This is a genomic window from Brevundimonas sp., from assembly GCF_036732845.1.
In the GTDB taxonomy this organism is placed as follows: Bacteria; Pseudomonadota; Alphaproteobacteria; order Caulobacterales; family Caulobacteraceae; genus Brevundimonas.
Window position 1 is genome coordinate 23,720 of record NZ_DAINBO010000001.1, and the last position, 25,730, is coordinate 49,449.

Genomic DNA, 25,730 nt, shown 5'->3' on the forward strand with positions numbered 1-25,730 from the left:
AGATGCCGCTCACCCGCCGCGCGCTCCCGACCGGGCCGCCGCCGCGATGTCGTCATTGGCCGCCGCGGTCGCCGGTGTTGCGGGCCGCAGCGGCCGCGACGGCGTCACCGCCCCCGGCGCCTGCATGGTGATCACGGCCTGGCCCGCATCGCCCTCGGCGGGCGCGCTCGGTTCGGCGGCGGGCGCGGGCGGCAGGCCGGCCTTCTGACGCTCGATGGCCCGCCAGCGCGCCACGTTTTGCAGATGCTCCTCATAGGTCGGGGCGAAGACGTGCCCGCCGGTGCCGTCGGCGACGAAGAACAGGTCGCGGGTCTGGGGCGGGTTCAGCACCGCCTTGATCGCCTCCTCGCCCGGATTGGCGATCGGCGTCGGCGGCAGGCCGTCGATCAGATAGGTGTTCCACGCCGTCTCGCGCCGCAGCTCGGACTGACGGATGCCGCGCCCCAGGGGCCGTCCCTGGGTGATGCCGTAAACGATGGTCGGATCGCTCTCCAGCCGCATGCCGGTGCGCAGCCGGTTCGAGAACACCGCCGCCACGCGCGGCCGTTCGCGGGCGATTCCGGTCTCCTTTTCGACGATGGAGGCCAGGACCAGCGCCTCTTGCGGCGTGCGCACGACGGTGTTCGGCCCGCGCGCCGCCCACAGTTGCGCCAGCCGCTCCTCGGCCAGGGTCTGCATTCGCCGGATCACCGAGGCGCGCGTCTCGCCGCGCGAGATCTCATAGGTCGAGGGCCACAGCGATCCTTCCGGCGGCACGGGCGGCGCCTCGCCGGTCAGCAGGTCTTCCTTCATCAGGATGTCCACCGCCTGAGCCGATGACCAGCCTTCCGGCAGGGTCACGAAGTGACGCACCACCCGTCCGTCGGTCAGCAGCCCCAGCACCGTCTTCAACGACGCCTTTGACGGCACCTCGTATTCGCCCGCGCGCAGCTTGCGGTCGGCCCCGGTGAAGGTCGCCGCCGCCTTGAACATGTCGGTCGACTTGATCACACCCGCCGCCTTCAGATTGGCGGCGATGGCCGAGACCCCGGCCCCGCTGGGCAGGCTGACGACGGTCGACTCGCCCTGGCGCGCCACCGGTCCAGGCCCGAAATAGACGCTCCAGCCGATGGCCAGGGCGGCGATCAGGAACAGGCTGGCCGTCGCCGACGCCGTCAGCAACGCCACCGCCAGGCCCGAACGCGGGCGTCGCTCGGCGCCGCTCATGCCTCCACCTTCTTGAAGATCACCGAGGCGTTGGTGCCGCCAAAACCGAAGCTGTTGGACATCGCCACATCGATCTTCATCGGCTTGCCCTTGTGCGGAACCAGGTCGATCGCCGTCTCATGCTCGGGATCGTCCAGATTGATGGTCGGCGGCGCGATCTGGTCGCGGATGGCCAGCACGCAGAAGGCCGCCTCGATGGCCCCGGCCGCGCCCAGCAGGTGGCCGGTCATCGACTTGGTCGAGCTGACCGCCAGGTTCTTGGCGTGATCGCCGACCAGTCCCTCGATAGCCTTCAGCTCGATCCAGTCGGCCATGGTCGAGGTGCCGTGGGCGTTGACATAGTCCAGGTCCGACGGCTGCATCCCGGCGCGCTTCAGCGCCATCTGCATGGCCCGGCGGCCGCCCTCGCCGTCCTCGGACGGGGCGGTGATGTGATAGGCGTCGCCGGTCAGGCCATAGCCCACCACCTCGGCGTAGATCTTCGCGCCGCGTTTCTTGGCGTGCTCGTATTCCTCCAGCACCAGAATGCCCGCGCCCTCGCCCATGACGAAGCCCGCATGGCCTCGGTCATAGGGCCGCGAAGCCTTCTCCGGCGTGTCGTTATAGGCGGTGCACAGGGCCTTGCAGGCCAGGAAGCCGGCGATGCCGATCGGCACGATCGAACCCTCGGCCCCGCCCGCCACCATCACGTCGGCGTCGTCCAGGGCGATCATCCGCGCCGCGTCGCCGATGGCGTGGGCGCCGGTGGCGCAGGCCGTGACCACCGAATGGTTGGGTCCCTTCAGTCCGTGCCGGATCGACACCTGGCCCGACACCAGATTGATCAGCGACATGGGGATGAAGAAGGGGCTGACCCGGCGCGGTCCCTGCTCCTTCAGCACGATGGCGGTGTCGGCGATGGGTCCCAGGCCGCCGATGCCCGAACCGATCATCACGCCGGTGCGTTCGCGCTCCTCGTCCGTTTCCGGCTTCCAGCCCGAATCCGCCAGCGCCTCGTCGGCCGCGGCGATGCCGTAGATGATGAAGTCGTCGACCCGCTTGCGGTCCTTGGCCGACATCACCTGTTCGGGATCGAAGTCGCCTGGCCCGCCGCCGCCGCGCCCGTCCACCGACGGAATCTCGCCCGCGATGGTGCAGCCATAACCTTCGGTGTCGAAATTGGTGATCGGGCCGATGCCGGAGCGGCCCTCGACGATGCCCTTCCACGATGTCTCGACGCCCCAGCCCAGGGGGGTCAAAAGGCCGATGCCGGTGACGACGACGCGGCGCATACAGGCGCTCCTTCGCAGAATCCGTATGTAGAAAGACTAATGGCCGCCGGACCCGCCCGCTAGGGGCGCGCCACGGCGGCCATCGATGCCGTCAGAAAAGTCAGGCGGGCTGGAATCAGCCGGCCGACTTCTCGTCGATGAACTTCACGGCGTCGCCGACGGTCTGGATGTGCTCGGCGGCGTCATCGGGGATCTCGATGTCGAATTCCTCCTCGAAGGCCATGACCAGTTCGACGTTGTCGAGCGAATCGGCGCCCAGGTCGTCGATGAAGCTGGCCTTTTCGGTGACCTTGTCAGGATCGGCGTCCAGGTGGTCGATGACGATCTTGCGGACGCGTTCCAGGGTGTCGGACATGGGAAGTCTCTGCCTTCTATGCCGCGGGCGCGGCGGTTGTCTCAGTCAATGCCGTATGACGACGGCGCCGCTTGTGCAAGACCATAACGGGCCTCGGCGCGGGCGGTTGCGACCGCCTTTAGCACAGCCGTTCCCCTGGGGAAGGGTCTCCTCCCCATTTCATGGGGCGGTGGATCGTCGGCGGCGCCGACGAGACGGAGGGGCTGGACGCCGCGTGCGCGGTCAAAACCCCTCCACCGCTTCGCGGTCTCCCTCCCCGCTCAGCGGGGAGGAAATCAGATCATCGCCATGCCGCCGTTCACGTGCAGGGTCTGGCCGGTCACATAGGCCGCCTCATCAGACGACAGATAGACCGCCGCCGCCGCGATCTCGTCGCCCGTGCCCAGCCGCCCGGCCGGGATGCGCCCCAGAATGCCCTCGCGCTGTTGGTCGTTCAGCACGTCGGTCATGGGGCTGGCGATGAAGCCCGGCGCGATGCAGTTGACCGTGATCCCCCGGCTGCCGACCTCCTGGGCCAGCGATTTGGAGAAGCCGATCATCCCGGCCTTGGACGCCGAATAGTTGGTCTGGCCCGGATTGCCGGTCACCCCGACCACCGAGGTCACGCCGATGATCCGTCCGGCCCGACGCTTCATCATCCCCTTCACGGCGGCGCGCGACAGGCGGAAATAGCTTTCCAGATTGATCTTGATGACCTGATCGAAATCCTCGTCCTTCATCCGCATCAACAGGCCGTCCTTGGTGATGCCGGCGTTGGCGACCAGGATGTCCAGCGGCGCCCCGGCCGCCTCTTCGGCCGCGTTCACCAGATTATCGACCGACGCAGGGTCCGACAGATTGGCGGTGGCGAAGTGCGCGCGCTCGCCCAATCCGGCCTTCATCTCGGCCAGCACGGCCTCCCGCGTGCCCGACAGCACCACCGTCGCGCCCTGCGCGTGCAGCGCCCGCGCCACCGCCCCGCCGATCCCGCCCGTCGCGCCGGTCACCAGCGCGGTCTTGCCTGTAAGGTCGAACATCTAAATCTCCTTCCTTCTCCCCTTGCGGGAGAAGGTGGCCCGCAGGGCCGGATGAGGGGTCACACCGACCTCTCCGGTTGAACTCTAGAGGGGTTACGCACCCAGCGCCCCCTCATCCGTCAGGCTTCGCCTGCCACCTTCTCCCGCAAGGGGAGAAGGGAAGTCAAAAACTCTTCGCGAACGCTTCCAGATCCTCGGGCGTGTTCAGCGCCACGCTCTCGGCCTCCGGCGCGATGCGCTTGGCCATGCCGGTCAGCACCTTGCCAGAGCCGATCTCGGCGAAGCGGGTCACGCCCCCTTCGCCCGCCATCCATTCCATGCTCTCGCGCCAGCGCACGCGGCCGGTCACCTGTTCGACGAGCAGGCGGCGGATGACCTCGGGATCGCTCTCAGGCCGCGCCGTGACGTTCGCCACCACCGGCACGGCGGGCGCGACGATGCGCGCGTCGCCCAGGGCGTCAGCCATCTCGTCGGCCGCCGACTGCATCAACGGACAGTGGAAGGGCGCCGAGACGTTCAGCGGTATGGCCCGCGCGCCCAGTTCCTTGGCCGCCTCTATGGCCCGGTCCACGGCCGCCTTGTCGCCCGAGATGACGATATTGCCCGCGTTGTTGTCGTTCGCCACCACGCAGATCCCGACCTCGGACCCCGCCTTCGCAGCGGCTTCCGCCAGCGCCAGGTCGGTCTTCGGCCCGATCAGCGAGGCCATGGCCCCCCGCCCCACCGGCACGGCCCGCTGCATCGCCTGGCCGCGCAGCTTCAACAGCCGCGCCGTGTCCGCCAGGCTGATCGCGCCCGCCCCGCACAGGGCCGAATATTCGCCCAGCGAATGCCCGGCCACGAAGCCCGCGCGCGTCACCTCCACCCCGAACTCGACCTTCAGCACCCGCATCGCCGCCGCCGACACGGCCATCAGGGCCGGCTGGGCGTTCTCGGTCAGGGTCAGTTGATCCTCGGGTCCCTCGCGCATCAACTGGAACAGCTTCTGGTTCAGGGCGTCGTCGACCTCGGCGAACACTTCGCGCGCGGCGGCGAAGGCGTCGGCCAGACCGGCGCCCATGCCGACCGACTGGCTGCCCTGGCCGGGGAACAGAAAGGCGAGGCTCATTCAGGACGCTCCGAACCGTTGATTCCGGCGCGAGGGGTAGGCCGATCAGACCCTCAGAACAACCCCACGATCTCCTTGCCCGCCAGCACCGCGAACAACAGCGCCGCCGCCGCCAGCAGGATGTTGGACGTCCAGCCGTTCCTCCATGCCGTCGGCACGCGGCCCGAGTTCAACAGCCAGATCAGCGTCCCCGCCAGGAACGGCATGAACAGGCTGCCCAACACGCCATAGGCCACGATCAGGGCGAACGGCCGGTCCAGGAACAACAGGGCGATGGGCGGAAACGTCAGCCACAGCATGTATCCGCGCGCCGCCCGGCTGTGTTGGCCTCGCACCGCCGCGTCGCCCGCCCGCCCGGTCATGTGCGCCCAGAAGTCGGCGAACAGCAGGCTGACCCCCTGCCACACCCCGATCAGACTGGTGAAGCTGGTGGCCCAGAAGCCGACCAGGAACATCGCCGACACCCCCGGCCCGAACCGCTCGCGCAGCACGCGGTCCAGGTCCAGCAGCCCTCGGTCGCCGCCCGCCAGCGCCACGCCCCCGGCGTGCAGCAGCTCGGCCCCGACCACCAGCATGGCGATCACGAACACCCCGGTGACGACATAGGCCACGCGGTTGTCCAGCCGCATGGTCGCCATCCATTCCGGTCCCTTCCAGCCCTTGGCGTTCAGCCAATAGCCATAGGCCGCCATGGTGATGGTGCCCCCCACCCCGCCGATCAGCCCCAGGGTGTAGAAGGCCGACCCCGGCGGCAGCGTCGGCCACAGCCCGGTCAGCAGCCGCGGAATGTCCGGCGCCACGATCACCGCCAGCCCGACCACGGTGACGAACATCACCCCGACCAGGGCCGCCATCACCTTCTCGAACAGGCCATACCCCCCGAACCAGACCAGACCCAGGCCCGCCAGTCCGTTGATCACGCCCCAGGTCTTCAGATCCAACGCGGGCCACAACGCCGCCATCGGCAGGGCCGACGCCGTCATCGCCGTCGCCCCATAAACAAAGCCCCAGACCGCCACATAGACGGCGAAATAGGCCGTGGCCCAGTTCAGCTTCGCCCCGCCGCCCGGCAGGCTGGACCAGCCGTCGAACAGGGTCCGGCCCGAGGCCAGGGTCCACCGCCCCACCCCCTCGGCCAGCGCCACCTTGACCACCGCCCCGACCACGGCCGCCCACAGCAGGGCGTAGCCATATTTCGACCCGGCCACGAGCGTCGCCACCAAATCCCCCGCCCCAACGCCCGTCGCCGCCACCACGATGCCAGGACCGATCAGGGAGAAGCGGATGCGGGGAGCAGGTGCGGGTTCGGTCATGGGGGCAGCCGTGTCAGTTCAGGATCTTGCGACGGCGCTTAGGCTTGTCCGCCTTGGCCAGCAGCCCGGCGGTCATCTTCTCGTACAGCATGAACAAATGCTCGACCCGCTCCCGGTCGCTCTCGAACGGCGCCTTGCGATAGAGCCGGTCCACCGCGAGATCGAGCGCCCGGTGGGCCTTGCGCAGGTCGGCGGGCATGACATCGGGATCGTAGAGGTCGGCCAAGGTCGCGTCTGGATGGGCGGCGCGGGCGTCGAGCACGGCCTGGGCGAGGGAGTCGAGCTTGGCCTTATTAGAGTCGGTGAGGGTTGGCCAAGGGAAGGCGTTGTATGTGAGGTTGGCCGAGTATTGAATGTCACTCTTCAAGCGCCCGCTGACCGCTTTAGCCCACGCCATGTGAACTTTGGAGGTGAGTACTGCGAAATGCCATTTCTCGGCATCGGCAATCAGCCTGATCTTGTCGCTAGGGACTGTCGGCGGCATGATCCAGCCGATCGGCAAATACTCTCTCCGATCTGAGCTGACCTGAGCCATCGCCAAAAATGGACGCTCAGGCAGGAAAGTGGTGTGAAATGTTGTAGGTGAGCGCGCTATCGCGCGCGTAGGTGCGCTAGAGCTTGCCTCGCGCAATTCTCTTACGGCCCGAATTCTTTCGGTGACGGCAGGCATTGCTTTCAACGCTGCGGGGGACGCATCTCCAAGCACCAGAAGCCACCTGGGATCACCATTGATAAACTCATAGCCCCCAACGAATGGACGAAGGTAGGCAGCCGCCCCTGGTTCCGACCCAAGAAACTCCAGCTTCTGCTCTTCAGTGAAGATATAATTCCCGCCGTCGATTGGCTTTGTGCCAGTGATCATGCGCGGATGGTCCGCAAGCGGCCCACTCACCTCCCGCACCACAAGGTGCCTATCCGCCAGTTTCGACGCATCGAACAGATACGGCGACAGCGCCGTGTGCCGACTCTCATCCGGCTCGCCGTTGATCGCCGAATAGCTGAACAGCCGCTTTTCCGCCGGCTCGTCATCCCGTCGCGTCAGTCCGATCACCACCACATGAACGTGGGCCTTGCCCCGCGCGTCCGATCCCCAGTTGAACGTCCGGTGCGCGAATGCGATTTCCAGCCCGTAACGCCGGAACAGCAACGGCCACAATTGAGCGACCTGCTCGCCCTGAGTGATCGAGTTTGTGGAAACGAAACCGATGTGCGCTCTGGATCGCTGGGCATACTCGCCCGCCTTCAGAAACCACGCCGCAACGTAGTCCAAGGTGCCGCCCGATTTACCCAGGGCGGCGATCCGCCGAACTTGAGCGCGTTGGGCGTCTGATTGGACCTTCGCGCCAATGAACGGCGGGTTCCCCAGCACATAGCTGCACCGCTCCGGCGCCAGCACCTCGGTCCAGTCGATCTCCAGCGCATCGCCGTGCACGATGTGTGGCGCGGCCTTCAGTGGGATACGCGCGAACACCTTGCCGAATTCCTGGCTCAGGCGGTTGTTCATGATGTGGTCCATCATCCACATCGCCGTCTCGGCGATGCGGGCGGGGAACTCGTCGATCTCGATGCCGTAGAACTGATCGACATCGATCTTGGACAGGGCGGCGGCCTCAAGATCACGCTGACCGGTCGGGTACAGCGCCTTCAGCACCTCGATCTCCAGCAGGCGCAGTTCGCGATAGGCGATGATCAGGAAATTGCCGCACCCGCACGCCGGGTCGAACAGGTTCAACCCGGCCAGTTTGTCTTGAAACCCTCGCAACACTGCCTCACGGCCCCTCTTCAGGGCCAGAATACGCGTCAGTTCGACCCGCAGATCATCGAGGAACAGTGGCTCGATGACCTTCAGGATGTTCTTTTCGGTCGTATAGTGGGCGCCCTTCTGGCGGCGCTCCTTGGCGTTCATCACCGACTGGAACAGGGCGCCGAAGATGGCCGGGCTGATCTTCTCCCAACTGAAGGCGCAGGCCTCCAACAGGCGGTCGCGCATCCCCTTGTCGAAGGCCGGAATAGGCAGGGGGGCGGCGAACAGGTCGCCGTTGATGTAGGGGAATTTCGCCAAGTCTTCGTCGAGGCTCTTCTGGCGTTTCTCGACCGGCGTGTTCAGAACCTGGAACAGCTCCGACAACCGCGGTCCCAGGTCCGACCCATCGGACGCCGTCCGATCCTCGATGAAGGTCTGCAGCAGCCCCAGCTCGTCGTAGATCCCCGTGTCATCCGCGAATAGGCAGAACAACAGCCGCACCAACAGCCGCTCCAGCGGCGCCCCCTCATACCCCGACGCCTTCAGGGCGTCGTGCAACTTGCCCATGATCTCGGCGGCCAGGACGTTGACTGGGTCCTGATCCCTGAAGATGCGCTTTTCGATGCCGACGATGAAGCCGAACGCCTCGATGTGCGCCGGCAGGTCGGCCAGGGCGAACCGCACCTCCTCGCGCGTATCCAGATCGGTCAGGTGGAAGGTCTGGAAGTCGCAGACCAGGATATAGCGCGGAAGCTCGTGGTCCTTCAGACCCGGGAAGTAGTCCAACGCCTGGGTACGGGCGCGACCCAGGTCACGCCCCGCCGATTTTTGCTCGACGAGCAGTTTGCCCTTCCAGAAAAGGTCAATGAAGCCCTGCTTGTCGCCTAGCTTCTTTACTGGTTCTTCGAAGGTGGCGACCTTGCGCCGCTTCAGGCCGAAGACCTCGAAAAACTCATTGTAGAAGGTCTGGGTGTCGCCACGTTCGTAGCGTGCGTCCGCCCATTCGCGGGCGAAGTCGGCTGCGTTGGCGCGAATGGTGTTCCAGCTCAGACGCAAAATTCACTCCCCCTGCCGCCCTTCCTCTCGCGTCCCGGCGGCCTTTGCAACGCTCCGTTGTCCGCGCGCCAAATCTTTCGACCCGTCGCCTCTCCCGGCTCGCCTATAATGCCCGCCGGTCCTTCTCATCGCCGCTTCGCCACCCTCGCCCGGCCGGGCGAATGGCGCCAATTGCACCTTTTGCACTGTGTTTTTCGGAGTCCAATCCGCCGCCCGCCGTTCGTCCCCTGCGCCGTCGATCCGGGCGGCTGGCGCGGTTGGCGCCTTTTGCACTGTGTTTTTCGGAGTCCGATCCGCGCCGGTCGGTCCCGCCGCCTTGCCCCCGCGCGGCTTTTCCCCTATACGCGCCCGCTTTCCAGGACGTCGGTCTCTTTCGCGGAACGTCAAAGGGGCGGGATCATCCCGTTCGCCGCACTGAGATCCATCGTGGTTCCGGCTCACCCGGCCGGCTCGCGCCGACGTTCGCAAAGGGAGACTGCCCATGGCTCTGTACGAGCACACGGTCATGTCGCGCCAGGATATCAGCGCGCAACAGGCCGAAGCCCTCAACGACACCATCAAGTCCCTGATCGAAGCCGGCGGCGGCTCGGTCGCCAAGATCGAATACTGGGGCCTGCGCAACCTGACCTATCGGGTCAAGAAGAACCGCAAGGCGCACTATTCGCTGCTCGCCGTCGACGCCCCCCCGGCCGCCATGGCCGAGGTCGAGCGCCAACTGTCGATCAACGAGGACGTCCTGCGCTGGCTGACCGTCCGCGTCGAGGAGCTTGACCTCGAACTGTCGCCGCTGCTGGCCCGCCGCGAGCGGGAACGCGAGCGCGAGCGTGAACGCGGCCCGCGTGAAGACGCCGTCGAAGCCGAAGCCTAAGGAGCCTCAACATGACTGACGCCACCGCCCCGATCCCGGGCGCTCCGGTCGGCTCCGGCCCGGCCCGTCGCCCCTTCTATCGTCGCCGCAAAGTGTGCCCGTTCTCGGGCGCCAACGCGCCGAAGATCGACTACAAGGACGTGAAGCTGCTGCAGCGCTACGTCTCCGAACGCGGCAAGATCGTGCCCTCGCGCATCACCGCCGTCTCCCAGAAGAAGCAGCGCGAACTGGCCAAGGCCATCAAGCGCGCCCGCTATCTGGCCCTCCTGCCGTACGTGGTGAAGTAAGATGAAGGTCGTTCTGCTTGAACGCGTCGAGAACCTCGGCGCCATCGGCGACGTCGTCTCCGTCAAGGATGGCTTCGCCCGTAACTTCCTGCTGCCGCGCGACAAGGCTCGTCGCGCCACCAGCGCCAACCTGAAGGCCTTTGAAGTCGAACGCGCCGCCATCGAGGCCCGCAACGAGAAGAACAAGGCCGAGGCTCAGAAGGTCGCCGACAAGATCGACGGCCAGACCTACGTCATGATCCGCCAGGCGGGCGAGACGGGCCAACTGTACGGCTCGGTCGCCGGCCGCGACGTCGCCGAGGCCATCCAGGCCGAAGGCGGCAAGGTCGAACGCTCGCAGGTCGTTCTGAACACCGCGATCAAGACCCTGGGCGTCCACGAAGTGCCGGTTCGCCTGCACGCCGAGGTCACCGCCAAGGTCAAGATCAACATCGCCCGCTCGGCCGAGGAAGCCGAACGTCAGGCGAAGGGCGAGGACGTCATCGCCGCGCAATTCTCGCAAGAGCGCGCGGCCGCTGAAGAAGCCGCCGCCGACATGCTGGCCGGCGGCGCCGGTCAGCAGGACGGCCTGGGCGAAGAAGCCTAAGCCTCTTCGGTCCTCGCGATCCGATCGAGGGCGCGTCCGGCGACGGACGCGCCCTTTGTCGTACCAGCCCACATTCCGCCATGGTTACGCTGAAGCTTCGGCACGGTTACGGGAGGGAACCCACATGATCCGCCGCATCGCGCTCATTCTGGCTGTCGGTCTTGCGGCCCTCGGCGCGCCTGTCGCCGCCCTGGCCCAGCCGGCGCGCACGCTGGACGCCTTCGTGACCGAGGCGAACCGCATCCCCCTGAACCCCACCGCCATGCTGCGGCCCAGCGCCCGCCGCCTGGCCGGTGAAGCCAATGAGGCCTTCCGGGTCATCGGCGGCGAGATCCGCGCCGCACGCGCCGCGGGCCGCACCCCCGTCGCCTGCCCGGCCGACAAGATCCAGGTGAATCCGCGCCAACTGCTGGCCTTCTTCAACGCCATCCCCCAGCCGCGTCGCGCCCGGATGAGCGTGACCGACGGCTTCCGCGCCTGGATGGCCGACCGCTACCCCTGCCGGGGCTGAGCCGGACCTGATCCGCTGGCGGAGGCTTCGGCTCCGACATGGGGCGACGTGACCGCCGTGACGGCATGGAACCACCTCGCATCACCGCATTGCCTGGAAATTTCGGACAGCAGGGTCCGAATACGCGAATTTCTTTGCCGAACAGGCTTGACCTCCTCACGTGTTGCGCTGCAGTATCGCAACCGCTCATCGAGACTGGCTGAGGGAAAAGGCCCTTAGACGCCAGGGCAACCTGCGGACCATCCGTAAGGTGCCAACTCCTTCGGGGACCCCCGGGTCCGCGGCAGATGAGAGGCACAGGCGTCACGACGCCTTCCTCCCATTGTCACCGATGTGGTTCCCGAGCGAGCGGGAGATGACCATGCGTGACGTACTGATGATCGAATCCCTCCTGGCCCCGCGCCCGTGCGCCGCGCGTTCGCGTCGTCACGCGCCCATGCGATGTCGCCGCGCGGCCTGAACGCCGCCGATGCCCGGCGTCTCGCCGACCTGAGCTGACCTGACAATCCAAGACCGCCGGACCCGGTGATCGCCGCGCGCGACGCCGCCTGAGGTCCTGCGCCCTGACGAAAGCAAGAAAAACAATGACCCGCTTCTTCACCGCCGCCCGCGCCGCCCTGTTCGGCGGCGTCTCCGCCTCCGCCCTGCTCCTGGCCGCCCCGGCCCTGGCCCAGACCGCGCCAGCTCAACCCGACAAGGACGCCGCCGTCGACGACGTCATCGTCACCGGCACGCGGGCGCCCAACCGGTCGCGTCTGGACTCCCTGGCCCCCGTCGATGTGATCACCGCCGAGACCCTGCGCAATCGGGGCGTCACGGAGTTCGCGACGGCCCTGGCCCAGACCGTGCCGTCGATCAACTTCCCCCGTCCCTCGGCCACCGACGGCACCGATTCCATCCGTCCCGCCACCCTGCGCGGCCTGTCGCCCGACCAGACGCTGGTGCTGGTGAACGGCACGCGACGCCACGCCTCGGCCCTGGTCAACGTCAACGGCTCGGTCGGCCGCGGCTCGTCGGCGGTTGATCTGAACACCATCCCGGTCGGCGCCCTCGATCGCGTCGAGGTGCTGCGTGACGGCGCCTCGGCCCAGTACGGCTCGGACGCCATCGCGGGCGTGGTCAATCTGCGCCTGCGCGAGGCCGCGTCGGGCGGCGGCGCCAGCGTGACCTACGGCCAGTACGCCACGACGGTCGAAACCGCGCGCGGCCGACGCGACGAGACCGACGGACGCACGATCACCGGCTCGCTCTGGCAGGGGTTCGGCCTGGGCTCGGACGGTTTCCTGACGGTCTCGGGCGAATATCTGACCCGCGAACCCACCAACCGTTCGGACTATGACCCCCGCCCCGCGGCCGCCGGCCGGGTGACCGCGCGTCTGGGCGACCCCGAGGTCCAGCAGTGGAGCGCCTTCGTCAACGCCGGCAAACCCCTGTCGGGCGGCTGGGAGAGCTACGGCTGGCTGGGTTATCAGGATCGCGACAGCGAGAGCGCGGCCTTCCCCCGCCTGTCCAACAACGTCAACAACGTCCCGGCCCTCTATCCCGACGGCTTCCTGCCGCTGATTGCCGTCAACAGCCGCGACCTGTCGGCGGCGGCGGGCCTGCGCGGTCAGGTCGGCGGATGGAACGCCGACGTCAGCCTCGTCTATGGACGCAACGCCCTGGGCCTGCGCACCGAACGCTCGCTGAACGCCACCTACGGCGCCGCCTCCCCGACCAGCTTCGACGCGGGTGCCCTGATCTATGACCAGGTCGTGCTGGGGGCGGATTTCACGCGTGAGTTCGACATCGGCCGCGACGAGCCTCTGGTGTTCAGTTGGGGCGTCGAGGCGCGGCGTGAGACCTATGAGATCCAGGCCGGCCAGCCGGAATCCTGGAACCGTGGGCCGCTGGGCGTCAACACCGCCCTGGCCGGGGGCGCCCAGGGCTTCGTGGGCCTGCAACCCTCCAACGAAGTCGATGAGGACCGCACCGCGCTCAGCGCCTATGCGGACGTGGAAATCCCCGTCAGCGACCGCTTGCGCATCGCCGGGGCCTTGCGGCTGGAGGACTATTCCGACTTCGGCCGCACGACGACCGGCAAGCTGTCGGCCCGCTATGAAGTCACGCCGGAGCTGGCGATCCGGGGCACGGTCTCGACCGGCTTCCGCGCCCCCTCGCTGCAACAGAGCTATTTCACCTCGACCTCTTCGGTGATCCAGAGCGGCGTGGTGGTCGAGACCGGCACCTTCCCGGCCACCAGCCCGGTCGCGGCCGCATTGGGCGCCCGTCCGCTGAAGCCGGAGACCTCGGTCAATCTGTCGCTGGGCGCGGTCTTGCGGGCCGGGCCGTTCGATCTGACGATCGACGCCTATCACATCGACATCGAAGACCAGATCGCCCTGTCCGAGCTGATCAACCGCAGCTTCAGCGGACAGGTCGCCTCGCTGCTCGATCCGTTCGGCGTCCAGGCGGCGCGCTTCTTCCTCAACGGCGTGGACGTCACGACCCAGGGTGTGGACCTGGTCGCGCGTTACCGCCTGTCCACCGACAGGCTGGGTGATTTCGACTTCACCCTGGCGGCCAACGTCAGCGACACCGAGGTCACCCGCGTCCCCACCAATACGGGCGGGCTGAACCCGGCCCCGACCCTGTTCGCGCGCAACCGGATCGAGACGCTTCAACAGGGCACGCCCGGCGAGAAGGCGGTGTTCTCGACGGATTGGCGCGGTGACCGTTTCGGCGCCTCGGTGCGCGTCACCCACTATGGCGACGTGCTGCAGCCCGCGACGGCGACGGCGAACGACTATTCCACCGGCGCCAAGACCGTGGCGGATCTGGAGGGCCGGTGGCGGGCGACCGAGGCCGTGACCCTGTCCTTGGGCGTGGACAACGTCTTCGACGAATACCCCGACCATGTTCCGGCCCCGCTGAACAGCAACGGCGTGCTCGGCTTCCCCTACTACTCCCCGTTCGGCTTCAACGGCCGGTACGGCTATGCGCGTCTGACGCTGTCCTGGTGACGACGGCATGACGTGAAGGCGGCGGCGCGGCTGATCCCGCGCCGCCGACCTTGCCCACAGCCTGTCGGGAAACTGTCCCCCGGATCACTGCGTCTTGGCTGGCGCTTGCGGGACGGCGTAGGCAAAGGGTTAAGCCATGAACGCCGTCTCGCCCTTCACTGACGCGACCTCCATCGCCTCGATGCCCCACAACCTGGAGGCCGAGCAGGCGTTGCTGGGCGCCCTGATGTTCGACAACGCCGTGTTCGAGCGGCTGTCGGATCGCCTGCGCGGCGCCCATTTCCACGAACCCTTCCATCAGCGCCTGTACGACGCGATCGAAGACCACATCCGTCAGGGCCTTCTGGCCGAACCCCGCATCCTGATGGAGCGGTTCAAACAGGACCCCGCCTTTCAGGAGTTCGGCGGCATAAGCTACCTGGCCGATCTGGTCGATCGCGCCCCGCCCGCGGCCAATGCGCCGGACTATGCGCGGCTGGTTTATGACCTGGCGCTGCGCCGCGACCTGATCCGCATCGGCGGCGACATCATCAAGGACGCGCCCGATCCCGAGACCCAGGCGCTGGACAAGATCGAACAGGCGGAACAGTCGCTCTACAACCTGGCCGAGACCGGCGCCCCATCCTCGGGCTTCGTCAGCTTCTCGGCCGCCCTGGCCGGGGCCGTCGAAATGGCGGGCGAGGCCTATCAGCGCGACGGCAAGCTGGCCGGTCTGGCGACGGCGTTGGACGACCTGGACCAGAAGCTGGGCGGCCTGCACCCGTCCGACCTGCTGATCCTGGCGGGCCGCCCATCGATGGGCAAGACCGCCCTGGCCACCAACATCGCCTTCAACATCGCCCGCAACTACACCTGGGAGCCGACGCCCGAGGGGCGCAAGACCCGTTCCGGCGGGGTGGTCGCCTTCTATTCGCTGGAAATGAGCGCCGAGCAGTTGGCGATGCGCATCCTGGCCGACGCCTCAGGCGTGTCGTCCGACAAGCTGCGCAAGGGCGAGATCGACGCCACCGACTTCGGCCGCATCCGCGACGCCGCCGTCGAGATCGGCGAAAGCCCTCTGTACATCGACGCCACCGGCGGCCTGTCGATCTCCAAACTGGCCGCCCGCGCCCGCCGCCTGAAGCGGATGGAGCATGGGCTGGACCTGATCATCGTCGACTACCTCCAGCTCGTGACGACCGGCGACTCCAACAGCCAGAAGAACCGGGTGCAGGAGGTGTCCGAGATCACCGGCGGTCTGAAGGCCCTGGCCAAGGAGCTGTCGGTGCCGATCATCGCCCTGTCTCAGCTCAGCCGTCAGGTCGAATCGCGTGAGGACAAGCGGCCTCAACTGTCCGACCTGCGCGAATCCGGCTCGATCGAACAGGACGCCGACTGCGTGATGTTCGTCTATCGCGAGAGCTATTACCTGGGCCGCGCCGAACCGCGTGAAGGCTCCGAAGAGCACCTGAAGTGGCAGCAGGACATGGACCAGTTGCAACACGTCGCCGAGGTCATCATCGGCAAACAGCGTCACGGTCCCATCGGTACGGTCAGGCTGTCGTTCGACGCCGACACCACCCGCTTCGGCAACCTGGCGCGCGACGGTCGCTACGACGCCTACAGCCACGATTGACGGTTTCCACCGCCTTCGCAGTTGCGGCATAAGCGAAGCATGCCCTCTCCCGCCCGTCTGACCGTCGATCTGAACGCCCTGGCCGGCAATTTCCATGCGCTGGCGGCGGCCTCCGGCGCACCGGTGCATCCGGTGGTCAAGGCCGACAGCTATGGTCTGGGCGCGGCGGCCTGCGCCCAGCGTTTGCGGGCCGAGGGCGCGCGCACCTTCTTCGTCGCCCGTGCCGCCGAGGGCGCGGCCCTGCGCGCGGCCCTGGGACCCGAGCCGACGATCTATGTGCTGGACGGCTGCCTCGCCGGGACCGAGGGCGTGCTGATCGCCTCGACCCTGCGTCCCGTCCTGAACCACGGCGGCCAGCTCGCGGCCTGGCGGGCGGCGGGCGGCGGCGCCTGCGGGCTTCAGATCGACACCGGCATGAACCGCCTGGGCTTCCGGCCCGAGGACGCGCCCGCGCCGTTCCAGGGCCTGGATCTGATCCTCAGCCACCTGGCCTGCGCCGATGAACCGGCCGAGCCGATGAACCGGCGCCAGCGCGACGCCTTCGCCGCCGTCGCCGACCGGTATCCGGGCGCCGTGCGTTCGTTCGCCAACTCCGGCGGCTGTTTCCTGGGTCCCGACTACGCCTTCGACGCCGTGCGGCCGGGCGTCTGCCTGTACGGCGGCGGTCCCGAAGGGCGGCCGGATCCGCGCATCGGCGCCGTCGCGGCCCTGACCGCCGACATCCTGCAAGTCCGCGACGTTCCGGCGGGTGAGACCGTCGGCTATTCGCGCAGCTTCGAGGCGGATGCGCCGCGCCGCATCGCCACCTGCGCCACCGGCTACGCCGACGGGGTTCTGAGATCCTATTCCGGCCGGGGCGCGGGCCGGGTCTGGGTCGCGGGCGAGCTGCGTCCCATCCTGGGCCGCGTGTCGATGGACGTCTGCGCCGTCGATGTGACGGGTCTGGACGTGGCGATCGGCGACACGGTCGAACTGTTCGGCCCGAACCGGATGCTGGACGACGCCGCCGCCGCCGCCGGAACCATCGCCTATGAGTTGCTGACCTCGGTCACCGCCCGAGTGCCGCGCGTCTACGTCGACTGAGCTACGACAGATGCGGTCGGGGCCTTCACCGCGCCCCCTGCCCCGCCGCCCGCGACTCCTGTAAGCCGACCCCATGGCGAAAGACGGCGCGATCTATGTTTGTCAGTCCTGCGGGGCGGTGCACGGCAAATGGTCGGGCCAGTGCGGCGCCTGCGGCCAGTGGAACACCATCGTCGAGGAAAGCCGCGCCGTCCCGCCCGGCGCCCTGAAACCGGCCGCGACCAGCCGTTCGCGCGGCCTGGCCTTCGAGTCGCTGGAATCGGAAAACCCCGAACCGCCGCGCCTGGTCACCGGCGTGGCCGAGTTCGACCGCGTCTGCGGCGGCGGCGTGGTGCCCGGCTCGGCCCTGCTGCTGTCGGGCGACCCCGGCGTGGGCAAGTCGACCCTGCTGCTGGAGGTCTGCGCCAAGGCCGCCCTGGCCGGGCGCCGCGTCGCCTACATCTCGGGCGAAGAGGCCATCGAACAGATTCGCAGCCGCGCCCGACGCATGGGCCTGGCCCAGGCCCCGGTCGAACTGGCCAGCGCCACGGCCCTGCGCGAAATCCTATCGACGCTGAAGCGCGTGCGGTTCGACATCGTCGTCATCGACTCCATCCAGACCCTGTGGAGCGACGTGCACGAGGCGGGACCCGGCTCGGTCACCCAGGTCCGCGCCTGCGCCAGCGAGATGGTGCGCCTGGCCAAGGCGGGCGGCCCGGCCGTCATCCTGGTCGGCCACGTCACCAAGGACGGTCAGGTCGCCGGGCCGCGCGTGGTCGAACATATGGTCGACGCCGTCATGACCTTCGAGGGCGAGCGCGGCTATCCGTTCCGCATCCTGCGCGCGGGCAAGAACCGCTTCGGCGCCACCGACGAGATCGGCGTGTTTGAAATGGGCGATTCGGGCCTGCGCGAGGTCGCCAACCCCTCGGCCCTGTTCCTGGGCGAGGGCAAGGAACGTGCGCCCGGCGCCGCCGTCTTCGCCGGAATCGAAGGCTCTCGCCCCGTGCTGGTCGAGATCCAGGCCCTGGTCGCGCCCAGCGCCTATGGCACGCCGCGCCGGGCCGTGGTCGGCTGGGATTCCGGGCGGCTGGCCATGGTTCTGGCGGTGCTGGAGGCGCGCTGTGGACTGGGGTTCGGCGATCGCGACGTCTATCTGAACGTGGCGGGGGGTCTCAGGGTCAATGAACCGGCCGCCGACCTGGCCGCCGCCGCCGCCCTGATCAGTTCGGCCGCCGACATGCCCCTGCCCCAGGGCTGCGTCGTGTTCGGCGAGATCGGCCTGTCGGGCGAGGTCCGCGCCGTCGGCCGGGCCGAGGCGCGCCTGCGCGAGGCCGCCAAGCTGGGCTTCGACCAGGCCCTGACCCCGCCCCCGAACGGCAAGGGCGGCGCCGCCAAGGTCACCGCCGTCAGCCGATTGTCCGAGGCCGTCGAAAGAATCTCCGAAAACCGGTATTGATCGACATCTCCTCCCCATTTCATGGGGAGGTGAATCGGACGCGCAGCGGCCGAGACGGAGGGGTTCTTGAAGCGAGGCACGACAGCGCCCGGGGACATAAAGCCCCTCCACCGCTTCGCGGTCCCCCTGCCCATCAGCGATGGGGAGGAAAGGCGATGACCGCCTATGACGCCCTGGCCGTCATCCTGATCCTGGCCTCGGCGGCGGCCGGTTGGGTGCGCGGCGGTGTGCGCGAGGTCATCACCCTGCTCAGCTTCACCTTGGCCGCCTTCCTGGCCCTGATCGCCCTGCCGCTGACGGCGCCGATCGGGCGGGCCATGGTCAATCCCGACTGGGCCGGGTCGATCCTGGCCGCGGTGGTCAGCTTCCTGGCCGTCTATTGGGGCATCCGCATCTTCGGCTCGCAACTGTCGAAACAGGCCCAGGCCCATCCGCATCTGAGCGGGATCGACCGGTTCTTCGGCATCTTCGTCGGCGCGGGGCGGGCGCTGGTGTTGCTGGGCGCCATCCACCTTGTGGTCGTGGCCGCCATGCCGGGCGAGAAGACGCCGCGCTGGCTGACCGAGGCGTCGCTGTACAAGCTCAGCGCCGGGGCCGCCCGCACGATCCAATTCATCCTGCCGGGCATCGGCCGAGGCATGGATGCGGTGTCGCCGGTGGTCGCTTCGTCCGCTCGCGAAGGATTTTCAGGCGATGAAGCCTTGCCCCGGCCCCAATCCGGGACTACCTCGCCGCCATCCTGACTTCCGCCCGGCCAGCCGGAGACGCCGACGATGACCCACCACATCGCCGACCCCGTCGTGCATCGCCTGCACGAGCGTGACGCCGACGACGACCGGCCTCGGCTGGAATGCGGCGTCTGCGGCGTCTGGGGGGCCGACACGGACGAGGCCTCGTCCATCGTCGCCCTGGGCCTGCACGCCTTGCAGCATCGCGGCCAGGAAGCCTGTGGAATCGCCAGCGTCGGCGACGACCGCTTCCACACCGAGCGTCACATGGGCCTGGTCGGCGAGGCCTTCGGCGGGGCCAATCTGGCCCAGCGCATGCCGGGCGAGGCGGCGGTGGGCCACACCCGCTACTCCACGGCCGGCGGCAGCTTCCTGCGCAACATCCAGCCGATGTTCGCCGATCTGGACACGGGCGGCATCGCCATCGCCCACAACGGCAATCTGACCAATTTCAAATTCCTGCGGAACCGCCTGGTCTCGGAAGGCGCCATCTTCCAGTCGACCTCGGACTCCGAGGTGATCCTGCATCTGATCGCCCGCAGCCGTAAGGCCAAGATCGTCGACCGCTTCATCGACGCTCTGGGCCAGATCGAGGGCGGCTACGCCCTGGTGGCCCAGACGACCAAGAAGATGATCGGTGCCCGCGACCCGCTGGGCATCCGCCCGCTGGTGCTAGGCAAGGTCGGCGGGGCGTGGGTCCTGGCGTCCGAGACCTGCGCGCTGGACATGATCGGCGCCGACTTCGTGCGCGACGTCGAGCACGGCGAAGTGGTGGTGATCGACGAGGACGGCCTGACTTCGCTGAAGCCCTTCCCGGCCCGCGCCGCCCGGCCCTGCCTGTTTGAATACGTCTATTTCTCGCGCCCGGATTCCTTCGTGGACGGCCGCTCGGTCTATGAGGTGCGCAAGGCCATGGGCGCCGCCCTGGCCCGTGAGCACGCGGTCGCGGCCGACATCGTGGTGCCCGTGCCCGATTCCGGCGTGCCGGCCGCGCTGGGCTATGCCCAGGAAAGCGGCATCCCGTTCGAGATGGGCATCATCCGCAGCCACTATCTGGGCCGCACCTTCATCCAGCCCAGCCAGGGCGCACGGCAAAAAGGCGTGCGCATGAAGCACAGCCCGAACAAGGCCGCCCTGGCCGGAAAACGGGTCGTGCTGATCGACGATTCCATCGTGCGCGGCACCACCTCGGTGAAACTGGTCCGCGCCGTGCGCGCCGCGGGCGCCGCCGAGGTGCATCTGCGCTCGGCCAGTCCGCCGATTCTGTACCCGGACTTCTACGGCATCGACATGCCCGAGCGGGAGCAGTTGATCGCCGCCCAGAAGTCGATGGACGAGATGCGCGAGTACCTGGAGGTCGACACCCTGGGCTTCCTGTCGGTCGACGGCCTGTACCGCGCCCTGGGCCAGGACGGCCGCAACGACAAGGCGCCCCAGTTCACCGACCACTATTTCACCGGCGACTATCCGACGCGCCTGCTGGACCGCGAGATCGAACTGGGCGGCCGCGACGCCTCGGGCCGGCAACTGTCCCTGCTGGTCAGCGCCTAGGCCGGTTCACGCTCGGCGACCTCGACGGCTAGTTCCTGTCGTCTGTGACGATCAAGCGCTGTTCAGCCTGTGGCAACCGGCGGCCGGATGCTAGGCGCCTTCGTCCTTGCGCCAGTCATGCCAGTCCTGAGCCATGTGGAAGATGCGAAGAATCCGAAGCTCGTCACCGCATAGTTCGTAAACGAATACATACGATGTCTTCAGAATAATCTTCTCGAAGGTATCTGTGGCGCGGCCTGGTCGCCCAATGGGGCGTTTCCCGAGACTTTCGGCCGCCTCTTCAACACGCTGAACCAACTTGGCTGCGGCCTGTGAATTACGTTCGGAAAGATATTGGACGACAGCGAGATACTGGGCTTCGGCGTGCGACGACCAGACGATCGACCTCACGCGGCCTTGCTCTTGTGTCTTTCGATAATTTCCTGCGCCTGCCGCATTACATCTTCGTGAGTAGCCGTACGTCCCTGGCGGAAGTCCTCCCGGCTCTTTTCGATTTCCTCGATTATCCAGAGCTGATGGTCGACATAATCGCTTAGCACCCGTTGGGCGACGGCCGAGGGTGTCCGATCCGTCTTCGCGGCCAAATCCGCCAGCTTGCTCTTCAGTTCTGGCGTCAAACGAAGCGTCATCGCGGCGGTCTTGGACATGATCGACTCCAGCAAAGTTGATCACAATGTAACACATTGACCCCGGCCGCCGCCATCCGTACCACCGCGCCATGTCGGACCTCCCCCTGAAAGATCGCATCGCCCTGGTCGTCGGCGCCTCGCGCGGCATCGGCTATGAGAGCGCCCTGGCCCTGGCCAAGGCCGGCGCCCACGTCGTGGCGGCGGCGCGCACCCAGGGCGGACTGGAAGAGCTGGACGACGCCGTCTTCGCCGCCACCGGCAGACACGCCACCCTGATCCCCTTCGACCTAGTGGACGGCGGAGCCATCGACCGGCTGGGCGGGGCGCTTTACGAACGGTTCGGGCGGCTGGACGTCTGGGTCCAGGCGTCGGCGACCATGGGTGCGTCGGGCCTGACGCCCGTGGCCCACGCCGATCCGCGCGAGTTCGCCAAGGTGGAGAAGGTCAATTTCACCGGCGTCTATCGCCTGATCCGCTCGCTGGAGCCGCTGTTGCGGGCCTCGGACGCCGGACGGGTGGTGCACCTGACCACCAGCGTCGCCACCGCGCCCCGCGCCTTCTGGGGCGCCTACGCCGCGACCAAGGCGGGGGCCGAGGCCCTGATGAAGACCTGGGCCGACGAGATCGAGAGCACCCCGATCCGCGTTTCCGTCGTCGATCCCGGCCGCCTGCGCACCCAGCTTCGCGCCCAGGCCTTCCCCGGCGAAGACCCGATGGACCTGGACCCGCCGTCCGCCATCGCCCCCCTGATCGTCGAATTGGCCCGCGGCGACCTGACCCCGCCCCTGACGGTCAAGTTCAAGGACTGGCAGGCGGGACCCAGCGTGGCGGCGCTGGTCTGACGCTGGCCGTCAGCCGGTGATGATCTGGGACGGCATCACGATCTGACGTTCGCAACTGATGTAGTCGTTCACCGACTGCATGTAGCGGTTCAGGGCGTCGACATAGCCGTTCACCGCACCGACATAGGCATTGAAGGCCTGTGAGTAGGCCGTCATATCCCGCTGGTAGGCGTTGACCACCGCGGGCCTACAGGTGTGCGTGCCCGCGGCCTCGTTGACGCAGGACGGCGTGGCGGGCCGGGCCGGTTTCTCTGGACGCTCCACGGGCGGCGGCTGCGGGATGGAACAGACCGCGGGAGGCGGAGCTGTTTGCAACAGGACTGCAAGAGCAGCGACGGCGACGTGCATGTAATCCATCCTCGAAAGCGGCCCCGCCAACCTCGCGGTGCAACCCAGAATGGTCAAGCAGGATGGGTTGATAGACGGGTGAACACCCCGCTTCCGCCTACCGCTTCTTCGGTCCGGCCTTCTGACCTGTGCGGATGCGGCCTGAGCGGGATACCTGACGCGCGCCGCCGCGCGCGCCCTTCTGGATCGCCACGCTCGAACCCGCCTTCTTGGACGCGCTGGCCTTCAGGCCGCCCAGGATCTTGGGCTTGGCGACGCGGGCCTTCTTCTGCTCCAGCGCCTTGCCGGGCAGTTTGGACAGGGCCTCTTCCTTCTCGGCCTTCTTGACGCGGCGCGGGGCGGTCTTGGCGTCGCCCTTGTAGCGTTCCGGTCCCGACTTGGCGCCGCCCTCGGCATAGGGGTTGGCGCCGCCCGACTTGACCGTCAGGCGGATCGGCGTGCCCGGAAGATCAAAACTCTCACGCAAACTGTTGATCAGATAGCGTTTGTAGTGATCCGGCATCGACTCGGCGCGACTGGCCATCAGCACGAAGGTCGGCGGACGGGCCTTGGTCTGGGCGATGTATTTCGGCTTGATCCGCTTGCCGTCGACGGCGGGCGGCGGGTGCCGCTGGGTCGCCATGGACAGCCAGGTGTTCAGGTCCTTGGTCTTCACCTTCACCGACCAGGTGTCATAGGCCTGGATCACGGCGGGCATCAGCCGCTCGACGCCGCGCCCCGAATACGAGGACAGGGCCACGAAGGGCGAACCCTTCAACTGCGGCAGCTTGTGCTCGGCCAGGGACTTCAGCTCGGCCATCCGCGCCTGGGGGTGCTCTTCCAGGTCCCATTTGGCGGCGACATAGACCAGCGCCCGCCCTTCCCGCTCGACCAGATCGGCCAGTTGCAGGTCCTGGGTGTCGAAGGCGTCGTCCTTGTCCATGACCAGGATGACCACCTCGGCGAAGGTGATGGCGCGGATGGTGTCGGCGACCGACAGCTTCTCCAGCTTTTCCTGCACCCGAGCCTTGCGACGCATCCCTGCGGTGTCGACCAGGCGGATGTTGCGGCCTTCCCAGACCCAGTCGACCGAGATGGAATCACGGGTGATCCCCGCCTCCGGCCCGGTCAGCAGGCGGTCCTCGCCGATCAGGCGGTTGATCAGGGTCGACTTGCCGGCGTTGGGGCGGCCGATCACGGCGATGCGGATCGGCTTGTCCGGCTCGTCCTCTTCCTCGACGAAGATGTCGGCCGAGGCGGCCACGATGGCGGCGTACAGGTCGGCCATGCCCTCGCCGTGCTCGGCCGAGACGGCCACCGGCTCGCCGAAGCCCAGGGCGTAGGCTTCACCGATGCCGCCGCCGCTTTCACGGCTTTCAGCCTTGTTGGCCAGCATGACGACGGGCTTGTGCTGATGGCGCAGACGGTCGGCGAAGATGCGGTCCAGCGAAGTCACGCCCTCGCGCGCATCCATCATGAACAGGATCAGGTCCGCGTCCTCGATGGCCGCCTCGGTCTGCTCGCGCATCCGGGCTTCCAGGCTTTCGTCGGTGACGTCCTCATAGCCCGCGGTGTCGATCAGGGTCAGGTCCAGATCGCCGATATTGCCCGCGGCATAGCGGCGGTCGCGGGTCACCCCCGGCCGGTCATCGACCAGCGCCAGCCGTTTTCCAACCAGCCGGTTGAACAGGGTCGACTTGCCCACGTTGGGACGGCCGACGATGGCGACCTTCAATGCCATGACGTCAGCCTATACGCGGGTCAGCGGATGCTGACCAACTGTCCCTTGTCGGTCAGGATATAAAGCGCGCCGTTATAGGCCGCCGGAGCGACATAGCTGGCCGCGCCCAGACGGATGGTGCTCTCCACCGCGCCCGTCTTGGGGTTCAGGCCCACGACATCGCCGTCGGAATTGACCAGGACCAGCCGATTCGAGGCCAGGATCGGGCCGCTCCACTCGGGCCGCACGGTGCGGTCGAACAGGCCCAGCACGCCGCCTTCCTGACGCACGCGGCCCTCGTTCAGGTCGCGGGTCCAATAGACCTGGCCGCTGTCGCGGTTGACCACGGTCAGTTCGCCGCTCTTGGACACCACATAGACCACGTCGCCCGCCGGCAGCGGCGCGTTGACGCCCGCGATCGGCAACTGCCAGCGCGGCTGGCCGGAACGGATGTCCATCGAGGCCAGCACGCCCGAATGGCTGACGGCGTAAACATAGCCGCGGCTGACCACCGGGCGTCCGGCGATGTCGCGGATTTCCGACAGGGCGCTGGTGCGGCTGGTGCGGCTCAGCACCTGTTGCCACAACTGCTGGCCGTTCGAGGCGCGCAGCGCGACCACTTCGCCCGACGAGAAGGGCGCGATCACCGTGTCGCCGGTGACGGCGGCGCTGGGCGCGCGCATCACGCGGGCCGGCTCGGAGATGCCGCGATAGGTCCAGTCCTGGTCGCCCGTCTCGGTGTTGAAGGCGATCATCTGATTGTCGACGTCGATCACGAAGACGCGGCCGCCCGCCACCGTCGGGGCGCTGTGGATCGGCACATCGACGCGCTTGGTCCAGATGACCGCGCCGGTGGCCGCGTTCAGAGCCGCCACGGTGCGATAGCCCGAGGCCACGAAGACCTTGTCACCGCCCACGGCCACGCCGCCGCCGAAGCCGCCCATGACGGCGCCGCCGCCGGTGCTGATCAGCGGCAGGCCCAGCAGGCCCGAACCGGGTTCACGCTCGTCCGGCTTCATGTCCGCGCGCCAGGCCACAGCGCCGGTCGAGGAGTCCACGGCCGTGACGGTCGATTCGCCGTCCAGCACGAAGACGCGGCCGTTGGCGGCCACGATGGGGGCCATGATCTGGGTGGTCTTGCTGGAGCCGGCACCCACGTCGCGGCGCCAGGCGACGGCGAATTCCGGCGCGGCGATCACGTGTTCGACCGCGTTCTCGGCATTGCCGCCGGGCTGGGTCCAGGCCGTGGCGGCCTGGGGTCCGGGCAGGAAGAAGTCGCGTCCCGACAGGGCGGCCGAGGGAGCCAGCCGTTGTTCAAAATCCAGCACCGAGATGCGTTCGCCCTGGCTGGCGACGGCTTGCGGAGCCTGGGTCCGGCCCAGGTTGAACGGCAGGGCGTTGCGCACCGTGCCGCAGGCCGCGACCGAAACGGCCAGGCCGCAGATCGCGGCGACTTTCAGAACGCGGGACATGG

The 25,730-nt window shown here is 67.8% G+C and carries 23 protein-coding genes and 1 riboswitch; of the genes, 11 read left to right on the forward strand and 12 right to left on the reverse strand.

The features are described 5' to 3' along the window. Positions 1–9 precede the first annotated feature (9 nt). From mltG to V7D63_RS00155, 7 genes are all read right to left on the reverse strand, one after another. Positions 10–1,206 (reverse strand): endolytic transglycosylase MltG, encoded by a 1,197-nt coding sequence (gene mltG, locus V7D63_RS00125; protein WP_333590246.1) that lies wholly within the window; start codon positions 1,204–1,206, stop codon positions 10–12. After that, entirely contained in the window at positions 1,203–2,477 is a 1,275-nt protein-coding gene (gene fabF / locus V7D63_RS00130; protein ID WP_333590247.1) for a beta-ketoacyl-ACP synthase II, read from the reverse strand. Before fabF ends, mltG begins: the two co-directional genes overlap by 4 nt. 115 nt (positions 2,478–2,592) lie before the next feature. Further along, positions 2,593–2,832 carry an acyl carrier protein gene (locus tag V7D63_RS00135; RefSeq protein WP_008264317.1) on the reverse strand — a complete coding sequence of 80 codons (240 nt, stop codon included), beginning with the start codon at positions 2,830–2,832 and terminating at the stop codon, positions 2,593–2,595. Between the two features lie 275 nt (positions 2,833–3,107). Next, positions 3,108–3,848, reverse strand: coding sequence for a 3-oxoacyl-[acyl-carrier-protein] reductase (gene fabG / locus V7D63_RS00140; protein ID WP_333590248.1), 741 nt, complete (start codon positions 3,846–3,848; stop codon positions 3,108–3,110). A gap of 163 nt (positions 3,849–4,011) precedes the next feature. Continuing rightward, complete coding sequence (gene fabD / locus V7D63_RS00145) at positions 4,012–4,956, reverse strand: ACP S-malonyltransferase (RefSeq protein ID WP_333590249.1); 945 nt, start codon at positions 4,954–4,956, stop codon at positions 4,012–4,014. Between the two features lie 53 nt (positions 4,957–5,009). Further along, entirely contained in the window at positions 5,010–6,269 is a 1,260-nt protein-coding gene (locus V7D63_RS00150; RefSeq protein WP_333590250.1) for an Nramp family divalent metal transporter, read from the reverse strand. Between the two features lie 13 nt (positions 6,270–6,282). After that, entirely contained in the window at positions 6,283–9,069 is a 2,787-nt protein-coding gene (locus V7D63_RS00155; protein ID WP_333590251.1) for a class I SAM-dependent DNA methyltransferase, read from the reverse strand. A 481-nt stretch (positions 9,070–9,550) separates the two neighbouring features. On the opposite strand from V7D63_RS00155, the gene rpsF reads away from it, so the two are divergent. The 10 genes from rpsF (at position 9,551) to purF (ending at position 20,738) form a co-directional block, all read left to right on the forward strand. Next, positions 9,551–9,937, forward strand: coding sequence for a 30S ribosomal protein S6 (gene rpsF, locus V7D63_RS00160; RefSeq protein WP_333590252.1), 387 nt, complete (start codon positions 9,551–9,553; stop codon positions 9,935–9,937). A gap of 11 nt (positions 9,938–9,948) precedes the next feature. Beyond that, positions 9,949–10,224 (forward strand): 30S ribosomal protein S18, encoded by a 276-nt coding sequence (gene rpsR, locus V7D63_RS00165; protein ID WP_333590253.1) that lies wholly within the window; start codon positions 9,949–9,951, stop codon positions 10,222–10,224. A 1-nt stretch (position 10,225) separates the two neighbouring features. Continuing rightward, complete coding sequence (gene rplI, locus V7D63_RS00170) at positions 10,226–10,810, forward strand: 50S ribosomal protein L9 (RefSeq protein ID WP_333590254.1); 585 nt, start codon at positions 10,226–10,228, stop codon at positions 10,808–10,810. A gap of 124 nt (positions 10,811–10,934) precedes the next feature. After that, positions 10,935–11,321 carry a hypothetical protein gene (locus V7D63_RS00175; RefSeq protein WP_333590255.1) on the forward strand — a complete coding sequence of 129 codons (387 nt, stop codon included), beginning with the start codon at positions 10,935–10,937 and terminating at the stop codon, positions 11,319–11,321. A gap of 183 nt (positions 11,322–11,504) precedes the next feature. Continuing rightward, positions 11,505–11,615, forward strand: a riboswitch (SAM riboswitch). Positions 11,616–11,905: 290 nt separating this feature from the next. After that, positions 11,906–14,323, forward strand: coding sequence for a TonB-dependent receptor plug domain-containing protein (locus V7D63_RS00180; RefSeq protein WP_333590256.1), 2,418 nt, complete (start codon positions 11,906–11,908; stop codon positions 14,321–14,323). A 136-nt stretch (positions 14,324–14,459) separates the two neighbouring features. Then, positions 14,460–15,938, forward strand: a complete 1,479-nt coding sequence (locus tag V7D63_RS00185; protein WP_333590257.1) for a replicative DNA helicase — start codon at positions 14,460–14,462, stop codon at positions 15,936–15,938. Positions 15,939–15,977: 39 nt separating this feature from the next. After that, positions 15,978–17,021 carry an alanine racemase gene (gene alr / locus V7D63_RS00190; protein ID WP_333590258.1) on the forward strand — a complete coding sequence of 348 codons (1,044 nt, stop codon included), beginning with the start codon at positions 15,978–15,980 and terminating at the stop codon, positions 17,019–17,021. A gap of 73 nt (positions 17,022–17,094) precedes the next feature. Beyond that, positions 17,095–18,459, forward strand: coding sequence for a DNA repair protein RadA (gene radA, locus V7D63_RS00195; RefSeq protein WP_333590259.1), 1,365 nt, complete (start codon positions 17,095–17,097; stop codon positions 18,457–18,459). A 155-nt stretch (positions 18,460–18,614) separates the two neighbouring features. Next, positions 18,615–19,202 carry a CvpA family protein gene (locus tag V7D63_RS00200; protein WP_333590260.1) on the forward strand — a complete coding sequence of 196 codons (588 nt, stop codon included), beginning with the start codon at positions 18,615–18,617 and terminating at the stop codon, positions 19,200–19,202. Positions 19,203–19,232: 30 nt separating this feature from the next. Beyond that, positions 19,233–20,738, forward strand: coding sequence for an amidophosphoribosyltransferase (purF, locus tag V7D63_RS00205; RefSeq protein ID WP_333590261.1), 1,506 nt, complete (start codon positions 19,233–19,235; stop codon positions 20,736–20,738). A gap of 90 nt (positions 20,739–20,828) precedes the next feature. On the opposite strand, the gene V7D63_RS00210 is transcribed toward purF, so the two are convergent. Further along, complete coding sequence (locus V7D63_RS00210; RefSeq protein ID WP_333590262.1) at positions 20,829–21,128, reverse strand: type II toxin-antitoxin system RelE/ParE family toxin; 300 nt, start codon at positions 21,126–21,128, stop codon at positions 20,829–20,831. Continuing rightward, the gene (locus V7D63_RS00215; protein ID WP_333590263.1) at positions 21,125–21,385 is read right to left on the reverse strand and encodes a CopG family ribbon-helix-helix protein; all 261 of its coding nucleotides are present in this window, start codon (positions 21,383–21,385) and stop codon (positions 21,125–21,127) included. The genes V7D63_RS00210 and V7D63_RS00215 overlap by 4 nt, the downstream gene beginning before the upstream one ends. Before the next feature lie 71 nt (positions 21,386–21,456). On the opposite strand from V7D63_RS00215, the gene V7D63_RS00220 reads away from it, so the two are divergent. Further along, positions 21,457–22,209, forward strand: coding sequence for an SDR family NAD(P)-dependent oxidoreductase (locus V7D63_RS00220; RefSeq protein WP_333590264.1), 753 nt, complete (start codon positions 21,457–21,459; stop codon positions 22,207–22,209). Positions 22,210–22,218: 9 nt separating this feature from the next. Here V7D63_RS00220 and V7D63_RS00225 read toward each other — a convergent pair whose 3' ends face one another. The 3 genes from V7D63_RS00225 to V7D63_RS00235 all read right to left on the reverse strand — a co-directional run bounded on the left by V7D63_RS00225 (position 22,219) and on the right by V7D63_RS00235 (position 25,728). Next, on the reverse strand, positions 22,219–22,473 hold the full coding sequence (locus tag V7D63_RS00225; RefSeq protein WP_333590265.1) for a hypothetical protein: 255 nt from the start codon (positions 22,471–22,473) through the stop codon (positions 22,219–22,221). Positions 22,474–22,654: 181 nt separating this feature from the next. Beyond that, the gene (gene der / locus V7D63_RS00230; protein WP_333590266.1) at positions 22,655–24,277 is read right to left on the reverse strand and encodes a ribosome biogenesis GTPase Der; all 1,623 of its coding nucleotides are present in this window, start codon (positions 24,275–24,277) and stop codon (positions 22,655–22,657) included. 20 nt (positions 24,278–24,297) lie between these two features. Continuing rightward, entirely contained in the window at positions 24,298–25,728 is a 1,431-nt protein-coding gene (locus tag V7D63_RS00235) for a PQQ-like beta-propeller repeat protein (protein ID WP_333590267.1), read from the reverse strand. Positions 25,729–25,730 lie beyond the last annotated feature (2 nt).

Bases quoted from the DNA above. Each gene is read 5' to 3' on its own strand.
- mltG (WP_333590246.1), bottom strand. From the start codon at position 1,206: ATGAGCGGCGCCGAGCGACGCCCGCGTTCGGGCCTGGCGGTGGCGTTG.
- fabF (WP_333590247.1), bottom strand. From the start codon at position 2,477: ATGCGCCGCGTCGTCGTCACCGGCATCGGCCTTTTGACCCCCCTGGGC.
- V7D63_RS00135 (WP_008264317.1), bottom strand. From the start codon at position 2,832: ATGTCCGACACCCTGGAACGCGTCCGCAAGATCGTCATCGACCACCTG.
- fabG (WP_333590248.1), bottom strand. From the start codon at position 3,848: ATGTTCGACCTTACAGGCAAGACCGCGCTGGTGACCGGCGCGACGGGC.
- fabD (WP_333590249.1), bottom strand. From the start codon at position 4,956: ATGAGCCTCGCCTTTCTGTTCCCCGGCCAGGGCAGCCAGTCGGTCGGC.
- V7D63_RS00150 (WP_333590250.1), bottom strand. From the start codon at position 6,269: ATGACCGAACCCGCACCTGCTCCCCGCATCCGCTTCTCCCTGATCGGT.
- rpsF (WP_333590252.1), top strand. From the start codon at position 9,551: ATGGCTCTGTACGAGCACACGGTCATGTCGCGCCAGGATATCAGCGCG.
- rpsR (WP_333590253.1), top strand. From the start codon at position 9,949: ATGACTGACGCCACCGCCCCGATCCCGGGCGCTCCGGTCGGCTCCGGC.
- rplI (WP_333590254.1), top strand. From the start codon at position 10,226: ATGAAGGTCGTTCTGCTTGAACGCGTCGAGAACCTCGGCGCCATCGGC.
- V7D63_RS00175 (WP_333590255.1), top strand. From the start codon at position 10,935: ATGATCCGCCGCATCGCGCTCATTCTGGCTGTCGGTCTTGCGGCCCTC.
- V7D63_RS00180 (WP_333590256.1), top strand. From the start codon at position 11,906: ATGACCCGCTTCTTCACCGCCGCCCGCGCCGCCCTGTTCGGCGGCGTC.
- V7D63_RS00185 (WP_333590257.1), top strand. From the start codon at position 14,460: ATGAACGCCGTCTCGCCCTTCACTGACGCGACCTCCATCGCCTCGATG.
- alr (WP_333590258.1), top strand. From the start codon at position 15,978: ATGCCCTCTCCCGCCCGTCTGACCGTCGATCTGAACGCCCTGGCCGGC.
- radA (WP_333590259.1), top strand. From the start codon at position 17,095: ATGGCGAAAGACGGCGCGATCTATGTTTGTCAGTCCTGCGGGGCGGTG.
- V7D63_RS00200 (WP_333590260.1), top strand. From the start codon at position 18,615: ATGACCGCCTATGACGCCCTGGCCGTCATCCTGATCCTGGCCTCGGCG.
- purF (WP_333590261.1), top strand. From the start codon at position 19,233: ATGACCCACCACATCGCCGACCCCGTCGTGCATCGCCTGCACGAGCGT.
- V7D63_RS00215 (WP_333590263.1), bottom strand. From the start codon at position 21,385: ATGTCCAAGACCGCCGCGATGACGCTTCGTTTGACGCCAGAACTGAAG.
- V7D63_RS00220 (WP_333590264.1), top strand. From the start codon at position 21,457: ATGTCGGACCTCCCCCTGAAAGATCGCATCGCCCTGGTCGTCGGCGCC.
- der (WP_333590266.1), bottom strand. From the start codon at position 24,277: ATGGCATTGAAGGTCGCCATCGTCGGCCGTCCCAACGTGGGCAAGTCG.
- V7D63_RS00235 (WP_333590267.1), bottom strand. From the start codon at position 25,728: ATGTCCCGCGTTCTGAAAGTCGCCGCGATCTGCGGCCTGGCCGTTTCG.